Here is a 14,414-nt window from a genome sequence, read left to right as displayed (position 1 = left end):
AGGCCGCCGCGATCCCCCAACGCCTCCATACTTTTTAAACTCGAACGGTGAGTTGTGCGGTTTGGGGAAACATCACAGAACCTATAACCCCACAAAATCTACATAGAACCCAACTTTAGACCACATATGCTAACTCCAAGCCCGGGATATGCACCGGGGGTCCGGCGGTGCTACTTTCGTTGGTGTTGATTGGTATCCTGCCGCTGCCACCTTCGGCTTCCGCCGCGACCGTATACGTGCACGTAGTCCCCTACCTCGATAGTGACGCGTGGTCCCAGGACCACGTCGCCGCACTGAAGGAGTTCCTCTCATGGTGCGAAGAGCGTGGCATCAAAGTCGCAGTATTCCACTACAACGTCTGTGAGGAGACGGCGCCGGGTATCACGGACTTGATCCGAGAGTACGCCGAGCGGGGCACGATCAGTCTGGTCGGACTACACTCGACATCCCACGCCTTAGGGGGTCTTCCCCTCAGCCTTCAGTACTGGGAGCTCGAGTTCAACCTGCAATTCCTCAGGGACCGAGTGGGGAGCAACGTCGCCCAGGTCCTATCCGTCCCTTCGTGGGTGTTCGACGCCAACACCCTGTACGCCTGCGATAAACTCGGGGTGCGGGTGATAGTCTGTGGCACCGACATCACGGCGATCAATCCCGATTACGATCCAACATGGGACCGACTGGATCCCATAGCCAGACATATGCTAGTGGGGTATTTCAACGTCCGTGGGGACCGACTGTACTACATACCCGCCTTGAGCTACGTCTCGGACCTGGTGCAAGCGGCCGAGGATCGTGGGACGACGGTTCGAGAGCTCCTCCAGAACGCCGTGAGAAACCTCATAGATAGCGGTGTCATAAACGTCACCGGCGACGTACACCTTGCCCCATGGGTACTCATCCATCCATGGGAACTCGCGGACGCCGACGTCCGGCAGGAGTTCGAGAACTTCCTTTCGGAGGTCGGGAATGGATCCTTCGACTTCGAGTACCAGGGAGTCACGGTAACGTTCGAACTCAGCGACCCTCGCGAGGTAGTTAACATGATATCCTCAGGGGGAACCAATCTGGGGCTCGTCGCACTACCGGAGCCCGATTACTCCAGCATCTTACACGCGGCCGATTACCACCATTGGTGGGAGCTCATCGACCTGTACCCGGACAAGTCGAAGATCGTGCGGGAGTGGCTGGACACGATGTCACGGTGGCGGGCCTTAGACTCCGCCCTCTGGGACCTCACCGTGAACGGTGTCATCGATGATTCCATCCGAAAGGACCTGTACCGTGCCGTGGAGCGGGTTTGGAACGAAGCACTTCTCGAGAACGTTCTGGAGTACTGGGACCCGAGCTCGGCCCGTTGGTCCCTCCTCGAAGAGCGGAAAGCCCTCAGCACTGTCTACCGGGAGATACTGACACTGCACGCCGAGCTGGTGGGTTCGATGGTACAGCAGAGTCGGGTCGAATCGCTCGAGCGGGAGATCAATCGGCTGGAACAGGGTCTCGAGGACCTCTCGCGGAGACAACAGGATCTCGAACGTCGGCTCGAGTCACTCGAACGGGAGTTTCAGGGGCTGAAAAAGCAGAAATCGAAACGTGGGCTGCCGGTGCTGCCTGCCCCACTCTGGTGGAAGCGACGTAATCCCTTCGGTCGGAGACATCGCTGCTCCAGGGAGGGCCCGTCACACCCGTTCTGTCGCTAGCTCGCTCATGATATAAGATCGTACGTAGCCCGACGTTCCTCACCATCCGAACCCTCCGACGCTCGAATCGTCACAATATCCGAAACGTTTTGAGGGACCTCGTGTGATGTCACCGGAGTCTCTAATCCCCACGGGAGATGGCAGCGGAGATATCTTCCGGCATGGGGAGCTTCCCGAACTCCGTCAACGCCTTTTCCACCACGATACCCTCTATCGGTACTGGAACGTCGGTCTCCACACTCCCCAGCACCTCCCGGATCTCTTCCACCTCCTCTCGACTCAACGCGTGTCTAGGCCTCAGCGCCGCGTTCACGAACTTGACGTTCTCGGTCTGTGTGATCTCCCTGGCCTCCGGTGGCACTTTCGCATCCTCTCCGAGTAGGACCTTACCCACGGTCTTCCCGAGGTACCACTCCGAGTCCTCCTCGACATCCTCGAGGGATATCCCGTACCCCTTAGCCCGCATCACATCGTTGAAATTCTCCTCGGTCACGGGTACGAGGCGACGTAGGTCCGAGAACCAGGCCCCGTACGACTTCCTCATCCAAGGCGCCGGCACGTCACGCTCCACCTTCCCCGGAAACCCGGCGACGTTGTCCAGCAGTACCCTGGCGTCGGTACGGAGCGGCCCTGCGGGGATCCTACCTTCGCTGAGAACGGCGATCGCGTAGTGTACGTCCTCGAAGTCCACTCCGTACTCCGTCACCAGTGCCTCAATGATCTCCTCGTCAGGCTGCTTCCTCGAGCTTTCGCCGTACTTGAGCATCCGTTCGACGAGGAAATTGCGGACCTTGCCGATGTCGTAGACGTAGACGCCGTCGTGATCGCCACGAGCGCCGGGTACCGTAGGACCGCTCGATTTGCCCCGCAGAATCAGTTCGGCCGCGGTTCGGAGCCTGTTATCTCCGAGCTCCTCCGCGAGCTCAAGCGCCTTCCGGGCCATCTCCTCGAACTTCAACCACCTAGCCTCATCTCTCCACATCCTCCCCCGGAACCCGGCGAGCACCTCAGCCGCCTTCGGGTTCACCGGACATAGGATCTCGACAAGGGCCTCGAGAAACTCACTATCCTCGAGGATCGCCCTGACTGCCGACGCCACGGAGACGTCGAACTCCCTCGCGATCCACGCGAAGTATGCGGCCGCCGCCTTGTAGGTCAGAACATCCCTGACCTTGAGTGTGACCTGGGCGAGCTCCAGCGGGTAATTTCGGACCTTCTTTCGGGGGATTCCCAGCGCGGGGGTCACGGCCCCCTGACTGCGCACCTTCTCCTTATCGATCCGGGCCAAGCCTTCGACCACGTGATATTCCTCGCTAAACTCGGCGATGTACGGCAAGACCAGACCTCCGACAACCTCGAAGACGGTACCGAATCGCAGCCCGGCCTCCCCGAGTCCTCTCTTAACTTCCGCCGGGATCGCGGTTGAGAACAGCAGCATCTCACCCGCCCCGAAACAGTATTCGCCGACTCGGGTGATCAGGGTTCCGATCGACGCCGGGCGGCCGTACACCGAGGATCCACTCAATCGTTCACGAGGGAGCTACGATGGAGCTTGCCGAACTCGCGGAGAAGGTGGCGGGGGAACGGCCGGAGCTGGCCGGCTGGGCGTTCAGGATCCTAGTCGAGGCCCGCGACAGACGCCAGTGGGGCATAGCCGAAGTAGCGTTCAGGAACGCGCTCGGAGAAGTCGTACGGCTCAGGGACTTGAAGAACAAGCCACCGACGACGTGGGCGAAAAAATGGTGCAAGCACGGTGTGTTCAGGGGAATGGAACCGGTGATAGCCAGGGGAGAGTTCAGGGAGTTCGTCGAGCAACTACCGGACGATTGGCTCACCACACCGGGTGAACGGGCGAGGCGGCAGCTCCTACAGGGGCACTTCAGGAAGAGCGCGGGACGGGCCAGATACGCGATCAGGATCGGCGGGATCATGTACGTGCCGACTCTCGTCGGGCCCATCGCCACGTACGGGCTCGCGTACTACCTCGTCAGGAGCGTCCCCGACCATCTACTCGCCGGAGCCAGGACACCGATGAAGCTGGTCGAGGTGGCCGAGGAGAACGAGCTGGCCATCACGAGCAAGGATATCGAGCGCGCTGGACTGAAACCCGAAGCACGGACGTTCAGGAATCTGCGGTACGTGACCTGCAAGGTCAGGATCTTCTTCCCGACCGAGGAATGCAAGCTGGCCGGGAGGTTCGACGTCGGTCTCTTGGAGCTCGTGACTCGGTACCGAAAGGGCATCATGGAAACGTTCACGGGCTGAGAAGGCGAGGGAGTCCTACGAGGACCACCGTGAGTCACAGAGGTTAGCGGAGGCGTTACCCCCCACGCCCTCTCATGAGCCCGCGGAGGGTAAGAGCTAAGGAGCGTTCGGCATACTACCCGGTCGAGACCAGTTCCACGTCCCGGGACCTTTACTTTCAGGAACGTCACATCGGGTGACGGGGGTTGTCAGGGACGGAAACCGTCCGGCTACGGGCCGTCAGCCCCGTCACATCCCGTACTGGCGAGTCGGTCGTGGTCGACCTCCGGGAAGACCTGCGTCGGCATCTCCGGGCGCTTCTGGGGCGGTGTTTGGAGCGAGGAGAGGTACGCCGGATAGAGACCGCACTGTTCGGTGGAACGGTAAACGGTGAAACGATCTTCCCGGCGGTGGAGTTCCGGCTGGTCGGAGACGAGCTCCCTAGGTATCCGGCCGGCTCGGTGTTCGAGTTGGAGGTGAGAGTCGAGAGTCGAGAATTACCCTGGTCGATCCTGAGCCGCTACTCGGACGATCCCGTGGAGTTCGCATCGGAGTGTCTGGGTTGGGCGCTGGAGCTCCTCTCACTGCTGGGAGGTGTCGGCGCACAATCGGACCTCTGTGCAGGCTCGCTCCTGTGGGAGGGTCGGGAACCGCGTCGTCCCGTGGACGTGCTCTCGCGGACGGACGCGGCGCTGAGGTGGGTGGAGGCAAAGTTCGGGGACGTGCCGGACCGATCACCGAGGTTCGCGGCGTTCCGGGACGGCTACTTCCTCGTCGCGGTCGGTCCCACGGGAGATCTATACGAAGTGTTGGGCCGGGTGGAAAGCGTTTACAATCGGCTCGCACGAGCCCGATTCCGACTGGTACTCCAGGTGAAGCGGACGCGTGACGGACTCCATTTCCCCGTCGCCGTGGCGTTCGCGCGCCACGCACGGGAGCGAGTCGAACTGCAACGGGCGGCAGCGACGTTTCTGGACCTAGGTTGGGAGACACTCCCGAAGCTGCTCGACCTAGCGGCGGAGTCGGGCCGTCGATCGAGACCGATCCGCTTCTAAGGTGTAGAGCCGGCCTGAGCGGCGGGGCCTTCGTTGGAGTACGGGTGTCTGATCGGGGGAGAGTGGCTCGAAGGCGACCGAGAGATCGTAGTGGAGAACCCGTACGACGGTTCGGAAGTGGGCCGCGTCCTCGCTCCGGAAGTGGACGTCGAGGCGCTACTGAAGGACGCCCGAGAGGGCCAACGGCGGTGGAGAGAGCGGCCCACGTACGAAGTACGCGAGGCGTTGGCAGAGGCCGCACACCTTCTGAAGAAGCACGAGGACGAGCTGGCGGAGCTGATCGCGCTCGAGGGTGGCAAGCCGATCCGAGACGCGCGGTACGAGGTCTACCGGACGCGGGAGGTCCTACGACTGAGTGCGGCCGAGGCGGAGCGGTTGTACGGTGAGACGCTACCGGGTGACGCGCAGCGCGGTCGGACGGCCGAGCTGATTCTCACGGTCCGTGAGCCAGTCGGTGTGGTCCTGTCGATCACCCCGTACAACTTCCCGCTCCTGCTGCCGACGCACAAGCTCGGACCGGCCCTCGCCGCACGGTGTTCCGTGGTGCACAAACCCGCGACGGTGACACCGCTCTCTTCGCTCAGACTGGCCGAGATCCTGCTCGATGCGGGCGTGGAACCACTGGCGCTGCAGGTCGTGGTCGGCCCGGGAGCCGAGCTCGGGGAGGAGCTCGCCCGGGCGGACTTCGACGCGCTCTCGTTCACGGGGAGCCGATCAGTCGGGGAGCACCTGCGTGAGATCTCCCCGATCCCCAGGATCACGCTGGAGCTGGGCGGTAACGACCCCGTGATCGTGGACGAGACCGCGGACGTGGAAGCGGCCGCCGAGGCGGCGGTTCGCGGGGCCTGCTACCACGCGGGTCAGGTTTGCATCGCGGTCGAGCGGGCGATAGTGGTGGAGGACGTGTACGAGGAGTTCCTGGAGGCCGCCGTCGAGGTGGCGGAGTCGCTGAAGGTGGGGGACCCGCTCGACGAGGACACGGACGTGGGACCGCTCATCGACGACGGTGCGGTGGAGAAGGTCCGACGACACGTCGAGGACGCCGTGGAGCGGGGCGCGGAGATCCTGACAGGCGGCGAGCCGGAGGGTAGGCTCTTCCCGCCGACGGTGCTGGCCGACGTGCCGGAGGACGCACTCGTGGCCCGGGAGGAGACGTTCGGACCCGTCCTCCCGGTCATTCGGGCGAAGGACTTCGAGGAGGCGATCCGGATCGCGAACTCGACCGACTACGGGCTGCACGCCGCCGTGTTTACGGAACGTTTGGACAGGGCCGTGAAGGCCACGAGGAAGCTCGAGGCGGGTGGTGTAATCGTCAACGAGTCCACCATCTACCGGGCCGACTACATGCCGTTCGGCGGGGTGAAGGCGAGCGGCGTGGGCAGGGAGGGCGTACCGCAGGCGGTCCGGGAGTTCACGGAGGAGAAGACCGTGGTGATCGGTCGGAGGTAGGTCGGCAAAGCCGGCCTCACGTCATCGGCGTGCCTCCGCCCCAAAGGTCCTCCCCATCCCGGAAGAGGTAAGTCTTTTCCGGGAAGTTTACAGCTGTCGCGCGGTCGGTCCGGCGCGGTGGAAATTTCACCGTTTCAGAGGGATCGCGCCGCGGCGCACCGGGGGTGCCCGCCGCATGATAGACGACGGATTCAGTCCGGAGAGTTTACGGGAACGTGCGGAGGAGGCCGGCTCGGTGTTCACCGCGGAGGAGCTCCTGGCGACGAACAAGATGGTGATGATGGCTCTTTACTCGCTCGGGGGCGAGCGAAGCTGCGCCTCCGTGTTCAGGGCGGGTAGGATGCTCGCCGGCTTCTTCGGTGTCGAAACACTCGAGGACGCCCTTCACACCTTCTGCGAGCTCACCGGAGCGGATTACGACCTGGACCGGAATTATGTGGCCATCGAGAGCTGCCCGGAATGCCTCGGATACGTGAACGCCGAGGGAGCTGTCTGCAACTTCCTACGGGGCTTCATCTCGCGGGCGGCGGAACACGAGTTGGGTGAGGTAGTGTCCGTGGCACAGGTGGCGTGCGAGGCGACAGGGGATAGGCGATGCGAGTTCATCCTGGGTGAGCGGGGTGAAGTCGGCGGTTTCGATACTGAGGTCGACGAGATGACGGCGGAGGACATCGAGATCGTCATGAGCGCCGACGGTCGCGACGCCGTCGAGGTTGCGGCATTCAAGATCGCCTCTGAGGGCCTCCTGCGGTGCGCCCTCAGCGACGTGGCCCGACCCATGTTTTTCCGTGCGGGTCGGTTGTACGCCCGCGCGTTCATCAACGCGTTCGATCCCGAAGATCCGGACGAGCTCATCGGGCACGTCGAAGAGATAAGCGGATCTTCGTACTCCCTCGAAGGTGACCGGTTCATCGTCGAGAAGTGCCTGGAGTGCGCGGGAATGCCGTTCAAGGAACCGATCTGTCACGCGGTCCGCGGTGCACTCGCCGAAACCCTAGAGCACTGGAACGTACCCTTCAAGGACCTCGTGGAGGTGAGGTGTGCGGCCGAGGAAGATGAGGTCGTGGGGACCTGCGTGGTCAAGGCGAGAGGAGTCATTTGGAAGGCGAAGCGTGTCGTCGACGCCGTGAAGCGTGCGTTCCACTAACGCCCGTAATCCACGTGGATCTCCTCCACGTCGGTCACTATTATCGTGTACCGCTCACCCGCCAGGCGCTCCGCGGCAGCGTCCTTCAACTTCTCGACGCACTCCTCCGGGACCACCGTCACGATCATCACCGCCCGCTCCGACAGGTCGTTGAGCGCTTTGATCGCGCTCTCGGGATCCTCACGGATCTCGAAGCCGGCCCAACGATCCGGAGCCACACCCCGATATTCGATCGCGTAGAAACCCGTCACGCCGACGTCCGCCATCGCGTTCATGACGCGCCCGACGTTTTCGGGATCCACGAAGAGGCGCACCTCCTTCACGCCGGATACCCCTACCGTGATAGGCACCGAGCGGTTTACAACGTTATGATCCGCGGCGCGCGGGGTGTTTCCGGTGATCCTCACACTCGACCCGCAAGTGGCCGGTGCCTCCGGGGACATGGTCCTGGGAGCGTTGATCGCCGTCGGCGCGGACCCGAACCGTCTCGAGGAGGTCGTGCACGAGGTCTCCTCCCTAGGTCACGAGGTCGACGTGCACGTCCACGAGATCCAGAAGCGCGGGATCCGCGCCGTCCGGGTGGAGGTCGATGCCGAGGGAGACCTCCGCGATCCGGACGAGCTCCGAGAAGCCGTGAAAACGGTCGCCGAGAACGTACTCGAGGATCGCTGGCGCGAGCTTCCTGAACTCGCCCTGAAGTACCTGCTGAGGGCCGAGGAACGCGTTCACGGGGACCTCTGCCATCTTCACGAGCTCGGCTCATCCGACACCGTCGTGGACCTCGTCGGGACGGCCGCGCTCCTCGAGGACCTGAATCCCAAAGCCTCCGAGGTCCTCCCCCCGAACGTGGGTTCCGGGACCGTGGAGACGGAGCACGGTCGTCTTCCCGTCCCGGCCCCGGCGGTCGTCGAGGTATTGTCCGAGTGGGACGTGGGGATAGTCCGGGAGGGGGAGGGGGAGCTCCTCACACCCACGGGCGCCGCCCTACTCCGAACTATCGACGAGCTCCTCCCGGACCCGCCACCTCCCTACCGTGTGAAACGGCAGGGGTTCGGGGCCGGTACCAAGGACCTGCCGGACCGTCCGAACGTCCTCCGGGCGCTCATCTGCGAGCCCGGGGGGTCCGGCGAGCACGTTCGGATCGTCGAAACCTCCGTGGACGACGTCGACGGGGAGGCGGTCGGTGAGCTGATCGAGGCCGTGCTGCAGCTCGAAGGCGTGCATGACGTGGAGGTCCTCCACGGGTTCGGGAAGAAGGGGCGTCCGAGGTTCGTGATCCGAGTTGTGACGGAGGATCGGCCAGGGATCGAACGAGAAGTCTTCCGGGAGCTCTTCCGCTGGACGGGTACCTTGGGAGCCCGCGTGTACCGGTGCACTCGCGTCACGGCCGACCGGAGGATCGTGGACGTCGACGGGATCCGCGTCAAGGTCTCACGGTTCGAGGACGTGCATCACGCGAAACCCGAGTGGGAGGACGTACGCCGGAAGGTCGACCGGGAGTCCGCCCCGCTGACCCGGGCCCGCTTGGTCGGAGATCTTCGGAAGCGTTATGAGGGCGATGGCGAGGATGGGGCCGGGGACTGAACCGTGGACCCAGAGATAGCGCTCCAGGGTCTCCGAGAGCACAGCACGGTCTACGGCGAAGAGGACAGGATAGTGCCGGTGTGGTTCGCGTTTTTCCCGCAGGTACTCACGTTCCTTGGATGGCTCACGATCGTCATGGCCAAGACGTTCCCGGGTCACGCGACGTTCCTGGTCCTCTTAGGCCTCCTCGAGGCGCTCATCGGGTACCCGCTGGCCGTGTACCTGATGTACCTCATGATCAAGCGTCGGAACGAGCACGTGACGAGGTCCCTGGGGTTCCTACGATACCTCGTGGAGCTCCTCGCCGGCGTGGGGTACGACGTTGACATCCTGAGATCCGAGCTCGAGGAGATGCGTCTCCACACCGAGCGTCGGAACCCCGTGATCTACGCCCTCCTCACCCTCGTCCCGCCCATAGGGTGGCTCGTAGCCCTCTACATCTACCACTTCCTGAACAGGGACCTCCACGAACACTCCGTCCGCGAGCGGGATTTCCTCGAGAGTGTCGCCCGCCTACTCGACATGAACCCCCACGAGCCACCGTTCGAGCTCGAGACGTTCTACGTCGTACCCCGCCGCAGTACCTTCCTGTACTTCGTGCTCACCTTATTGACGGCCGGCATCTTCGCCCTCTACTGGTGGTACACCGTCGTTCAGGACCCCAACCGCCATTTCCGTGCTCACCGCCGTCTCGAGCGCGACCTGATCGAAAGCATCGAGCAGGCCTTCTCCGACTAACCCAACCGCTCCAGCAGTTCACACGCCTTACAGAGCTTCCCAGCCGCCGGCTCGCCACACCGCTCGCAACGCCCGAGTCCCTCCTCCAGAAACGCCTCCGCCAGCACCGGACCCGCCCTGTCCAACGCCCGCACCAACCCGAACTTCACGTCCGGCAGCCGCTCCTCCATTTCATCGAGTATCTCCCTGAAGAACGACCGCACCGAGAAGCGCGCGTACGGGCACGGGTCCGCGTGGAACGGCAGACCGAGCTCTTCCGCCACCCATCGCACCTCACGCTCCGGTACCCCCCGTAGCGGCTTCACCCTGGGCACGATCAGGTCGTCCTCCGGCCTCACCTCCGGGTGTAGCCGCGCCAGCTGCGCCAGGTCGGCCTTCACGAAGTTCATCAGGGCGGCTTGCGCCTCGTCGTCCAGGTTGTGGCCCGTTACCACGACATCCGCTCCCAGCTCCCGCGCCCGCCTGTTCAGCAACCGTCGTCGCAGGACACCACACAACGTGCACGCGGATACGTCCACGTCTTCCACGACCTCCTCCAGCGCGAACCCGTACTCCTCCTCGAACGAGACGACCTCGTGCTCCACGTCGAGCTCGTCCGCGACCCGCTCCGCCGCCCGCAGACACGCGTCCCGAAACCCGGAGATCCCCTCGTCCACCGTTAACGCGATCACCTCGACCTCCGGCAGCGGTTCCACGTACTCCGTAACGAGCCGTAGGGCCAGGGAGCTATCTTTACCCCCCGAAAGGGCCACCACGATCCGCTGTCCCGGTCGGAACCACCTCCACCGTCTGATCTCGCGGAACACCCTATCCCGAACCAGTTCGACCAAACACCGCCCGCAAACCGCGTCACCCGCGTACGGACGCTCGTACTCGGCGTTCCGTTCGCCGCAGCGCGTACAACGCAACGAACCCTCCCCCTGTCGTTACGACGAACGAAACGATGGGCGGAATCGGTTAAACTCTAACGCGAGTATACGTACCCGCCGGCGATGGGGAGGGGTTGTAACGTCGACCCACTCGGGGATGACAGGACTGGGCAGGGCCGAGCTTCCCCCGAATCCTCCAATCGACGGTAATCGGCCCCACCATGAAAGCCTGATGGGGTAGTGAGCAGATGTTACACTCCGTTGGGAAAACATTCGACCATACGATCACACACTTCCCCTTGCTATTTTCTAACACCCATTACAGATAGCCAACAGACGTTCCGCAGGATTTATATAAGGAACATCCCATAGTAACGCTTTGAGGATAGATGGTCCCACGTCAGCATATGGGGTTGTGGGGGCTGCCCCACTTGTCGGAAGATGAGAGACTAAGAAAGGTCAAAGAAGCGTTAAAAAGCGGTAGGTTATCATTAACCGATGCTGTCTTAGCAACCATATGTGTGGCGTATAGGGAATTTAATATGGGGATAACATGTGATGAAATCGTGAAAGTTCTCCGTAAGTTAGGTTACAATAACGTGAACAAACGCAAAATCTATTCTCTGGCAAGTAGACTCAAAAAGGAAGGATTAATAGAGTCGAATCGGGTCTCTGGACGTGCCATCTATGCTATCAAAGACGAGGATAAAGCTATTGAGAGAGTGTTAGGTAAGACGAGATCTGTCAAGGCGGAGGATTTACTGAAAGCTTTAGAAGAAGTTTAATACTGGAGTCGGACATACAGTGAATCTTGGTCTACTATCCCACGATAGTTCGCATTGCACCGTATGGATAGGGTGTATGAGGGAGGCCAGGTTTTCGGCGGACGGACACGCCGTCCGAGACCGCTCACGGACGTCGACGGTTCCGACGGTGCCGGCCGCACGCCGGCCCCCACCGGTAAAAATTTTCCGGATCACTTTTCCCCACGGCCCAACCCTGACCTCCGGTAGCCGGATCACAGCAGACGGTCGTAACACACGAGCAAGTCCTCGGGCTCCTCGGGTTCGACGAGCCGCAACTTAGGTGGCGGTGCGGTCCCCCGCTCCAAACGTCGATAGTGGGGATCCCGGAGTGCGTCGATCCAGGGTCGGAGAAGCCTCTCGATCTCGTGTCCCGGAAGGTCGTGCTCGGTGTAGCTGTACGCCATCTCGACGAGGTCCACGCACTCCTCGTATCCGAGCAGCGTTACGGTATCGACGAACGTCCAAAGACGGTTGACGAGACGATGGCAGGCGACGAGACGGGCGAAATCCTGTACCTTCGTGAGGACGCGGTCGGAGACAGGCCCGGCGAGCTGACGAGCCCAGCGAACACGAGCGTCGGGGGCGTAAGCCGGAGTAGGGTATCGGGATCCGAGGGCACGCACCGCCCGCTTGTGAGCATCGGCGACCTCTCTGTGAAGGTCTCCCCTGAGAATCTCGGCGACGAGGCGTCCGGTTTCTTCGTGAACCTGTCGCGTTTCCCAATGGTGTGCGAGGTGGATCGTGGTAAGGAGGGGCCTAACGTACTCGTGCACGTTCTCGAGTAGACGGAAGTCGGCGCGTCCGGGTTCCGGAACACCTGTGATCAACTGAGTCCGGGCGAGCAGATCGAGGTAGCGGTCGCGTGGAAGGATGGGCGGCCCGTCGCCGGTGACGTGCTTCGGGGCTCCCTGCAGGTCACTCGGCCGCACGTGCCGGGATGAGATGTGGTCGGGCCCGGGGTGACCTGGCGGAGTCGTGTAGAGCATGGCATGTTCGTTCACTCCGTGCTCGTCGATCAGGAGCGCGTGTCCACGGGCGTTCAGGGTGAAGGCGGCCGCCTGAATCGGGTCATACAGGATCGCAAAGACCTCGAAAAGTTCGTAGGGATCAGGTGGCCCGTGACGGGCGTGATCCAGCGCTACGAGGAAAGAGCGAAACGGCAGAACGGCGGTGACGGTGTGACGATCGTCGCACGCGTATCCTGTCAGTACAACCGGTTGGTCCGGGTCCACGTGAACGACGGCGTCCGGGTGTACGTGGAGTGTCGTCCCCTCGACCCGGATAACTTCCCGTAGCGGCGGCTCGACGAGGGCCACGAACGGGACGACGGATCTTCCCTCTTCGTCGGTGAGCTCGGGACCCTCACGGAGTCGTCCCGGTTCACCGGGTGGGTCCAGAACGTACAGCGCACCGGGGAACGTGGGTACGGTAGTAGCCTCTTCCACGAGCACCAGACACAACGAGCCGGTGAGCCGACGGACCGGGGCCCCCGGCGATCCCATACCCGAGCCCCGGGACCGTTGTCACAGCGCGACCCATCTCACGTCTCCTCGAAACGCGTGGTAAGCCGTCGAATTCCGAACGCACAGCACTTCGGAGGATTTTCGTGAAGGGGCAGAGCCGGAGTGTTACCCATGCGATAGGCATCGTCGACGCACCGGAGGAACTATCGGGATCACCGGCAGTTTCTTCGGACCTTCCTCCACGAGCTCCTCCACGGGGATTCTCTCCAAGTCTTCCTCGTTCTCCCGCGTGTACGATGCCTTCTCCTCCCCCGAGCTCCCCGAGGTGTCCGACGGGTTCACCGGAGCCTTGATGGGAACTATGTCGATCCCGAGTCGATCGTGGTCGAGCGAGGTCACGTACACCGCCTCCACCTTCGTCTCCGCGAAGAGTTCTTCGAGCCGCTCGTTCACCTCGGGGGTCATCGTCAGGTCGTACTCGATCACGTACACGCCCGAGCCTAGGTGTGCGAGGGCGCGCAGGTAATCACGGAACACGTCGTCCGGGACGAGATTACCCTCATCGTCGGTGATCACGTCCTCAACGACGACCTTGAACCCGTAACGTTCCTTGAGCTCGGCGAGCTTTGGATCGAAGATCGCGCCCCCGACGTTCACGTAGACTTCGAGGCCGAGGTGTAGTGCCGCCTGAATGAGTTCCTCGAGTGCATCGTAAGTTAACTCACGCAGTTTCTCCAAGTTCTCGCCGGTTTCGCGACGGAACCACTTAACGTACCAGTCCAGAGTCCACGGGTCCACAACGTCGATGAACACACCCTCGTAGCCGAGGTCCCGTAATTCTTCGAACTTGGTGCGGAGGGCGTCGAGCCAGGTGCGTTCCCAGAATCGAACTGCACGGTCCCCTTCCCAGTACGGGTCCCGCGGACCGAGGAGTCCCTTCTCCTCCGCGAGACTGTACAGGTCCGTCTGGTGCTTGCCGACCGTGGCAAGTGATAGGTACGCTACGGGTTTCACACCGTGCTCGCGTAGGGTGCGGATCTCGTCCTTGGTCCAAGGTCGGTCGTCGGGACCGCAGTAGGGATCGACGACGAGCGTGCGCGGGTGTCGCTCCAGGATCTCCCAAAACTTCACGTCCTGCCAATATGTGGCGAAAGGTTGATCGTGGTCCTGAACCGTCCAGGCGACGGTGGCCAGAAGGATAGTCTCGAGCACGCGGTAACCCTCCCACCCGCCATTCGCCAGAGGGTTAAACCCCTTCGGGGTTCGATCGGCCCTGGATCGACCGGTGTCGGGTCCGGTGTGATCCCCTCACGGCGTGATGATACTTTCCGGAAGTTAACTTCCCTCGCCTAGGCTAAGGGC

13 protein-coding genes are annotated in these 14,414 nt (G+C 62.5%); 8 read left to right on the top strand and 5 right to left on the bottom strand.

The genetic code is table 11. The annotated features are described in order from the left end of the window. Positions 1-167 precede the first annotated feature (167 nt). A complete protein-coding gene (locus tag MK_RS05880) occupies positions 168-1,697 on the top strand; it encodes a hypothetical protein (protein WP_011019480.1) in 1,530 nt (509 codons plus the stop codon). A 121-nt stretch (positions 1,698-1,818) separates the two neighbouring features. Here MK_RS05880 and MK_RS05875 read toward each other — a convergent pair whose 3' ends face one another. Beyond that, complete coding sequence (locus MK_RS05875; protein ID WP_011019479.1) at positions 1,819-3,135, bottom strand: hypothetical protein; 1,317 nt, start codon at positions 3,133-3,135, stop codon at positions 1,819-1,821. A gap of 107 nt (positions 3,136-3,242) precedes the next feature. On the opposite strand from MK_RS05875, the gene MK_RS05870 reads away from it, so the two are divergent. The 4 genes from MK_RS05870 (at position 3,243) to MK_RS05855 (ending at position 7,592) form a co-directional block, all read left to right on the top strand. Next, positions 3,243-3,962 carry a hypothetical protein gene (locus tag MK_RS05870; protein ID WP_011019478.1) on the top strand — a complete coding sequence of 240 codons (720 nt, stop codon included), beginning with the start codon at positions 3,243-3,245 and terminating at the stop codon, positions 3,960-3,962. A 185-nt stretch (positions 3,963-4,147) separates the two neighbouring features. Continuing rightward, positions 4,148-4,996 carry a hypothetical protein gene (locus MK_RS05865; protein ID WP_011019477.1) on the top strand — a complete coding sequence of 283 codons (849 nt, stop codon included), beginning with the start codon at positions 4,148-4,150 and terminating at the stop codon, positions 4,994-4,996. Positions 4,997-5,029: 33 nt separating this feature from the next. After that, positions 5,030-6,445 (top strand): aldehyde dehydrogenase family protein, encoded by a 1,416-nt coding sequence (locus tag MK_RS05860; protein ID WP_011019476.1) that lies wholly within the window; start codon positions 5,030-5,032, stop codon positions 6,443-6,445. Between the two features lie 175 nt (positions 6,446-6,620). Then, positions 6,621-7,592, top strand: coding sequence for a V4R domain-containing protein (locus tag MK_RS05855; protein ID WP_011019475.1), 972 nt, complete (start codon positions 6,621-6,623; stop codon positions 7,590-7,592). Here MK_RS05855 and MK_RS05850 read toward each other — a convergent pair. Beyond that, on the bottom strand, positions 7,589-7,915 hold the full coding sequence (locus MK_RS05850) for an MJ1244 family protein (protein ID WP_011019474.1): 327 nt from the start codon (positions 7,913-7,915) through the stop codon (positions 7,589-7,591). The two genes, MK_RS05855 and MK_RS05850, sit on opposite strands and share 4 nt — an antisense overlap. 73 nt (positions 7,916-7,988) lie before the next feature. Here MK_RS05850 and larC point away from each other — a divergent pair, with 73 nt between their 5' ends. Further along, positions 7,989-9,176, top strand: coding sequence for a nickel pincer cofactor biosynthesis protein LarC (larC, locus tag MK_RS05845; RefSeq protein WP_011019473.1), 1,188 nt, complete (start codon positions 7,989-7,991; stop codon positions 9,174-9,176). Between the two features lie 3 nt (positions 9,177-9,179). Further along, positions 9,180-9,914, top strand: coding sequence for a DUF4234 domain-containing protein (locus MK_RS05840; RefSeq protein ID WP_011019472.1), 735 nt, complete (start codon positions 9,180-9,182; stop codon positions 9,912-9,914). On the opposite strand, the gene MK_RS05835 is transcribed toward MK_RS05840, so the two are convergent. After that, positions 9,911-10,822 carry a TIGR00269 family protein gene (locus tag MK_RS05835; RefSeq protein WP_011019471.1) on the bottom strand — a complete coding sequence of 304 codons (912 nt, stop codon included), beginning with the start codon at positions 10,820-10,822 and terminating at the stop codon, positions 9,911-9,913. The two genes, MK_RS05840 and MK_RS05835, sit on opposite strands and share 4 nt — an antisense overlap. A gap of 392 nt (positions 10,823-11,214) precedes the next feature. On the opposite strand from MK_RS05835, the gene MK_RS05830 reads away from it, so the two are divergent. Beyond that, positions 11,215-11,568: a hypothetical protein gene (locus MK_RS05830; protein ID WP_148679701.1), complete on the top strand. Its 354-nt coding sequence runs from the start codon at positions 11,215-11,217 to the stop codon at positions 11,566-11,568. Positions 11,569-11,801: 233 nt separating this feature from the next. Here MK_RS05830 and MK_RS05825 read toward each other — a convergent pair whose 3' ends face one another. Together MK_RS05825 and MK_RS05820 are read right to left on the bottom strand one after the other, a co-directional pair. Continuing rightward, positions 11,802-13,091 (bottom strand): hypothetical protein, encoded by a 1,290-nt coding sequence (locus MK_RS05825; protein ID WP_148679700.1) that lies wholly within the window; start codon positions 13,089-13,091, stop codon positions 11,802-11,804. Positions 13,092-13,217: 126 nt separating this feature from the next. Continuing rightward, positions 13,218-14,264, bottom strand: coding sequence for an endo alpha-1,4 polygalactosaminidase (locus tag MK_RS05820; protein WP_011019468.1), 1,047 nt, complete (start codon positions 14,262-14,264; stop codon positions 13,218-13,220). Positions 14,265-14,414: the final 150 nt, after the last annotated feature.

This window comes from Methanopyrus kandleri AV19, from assembly GCF_000007185.1.
Taxonomy (GTDB): Archaea; JAADCQ01; Methanopyri; order Methanopyrales; family Methanopyraceae; genus Methanopyrus; species Methanopyrus kandleri.
This window is presented reverse-complemented; position numbering and strand designations above follow the sequence as displayed.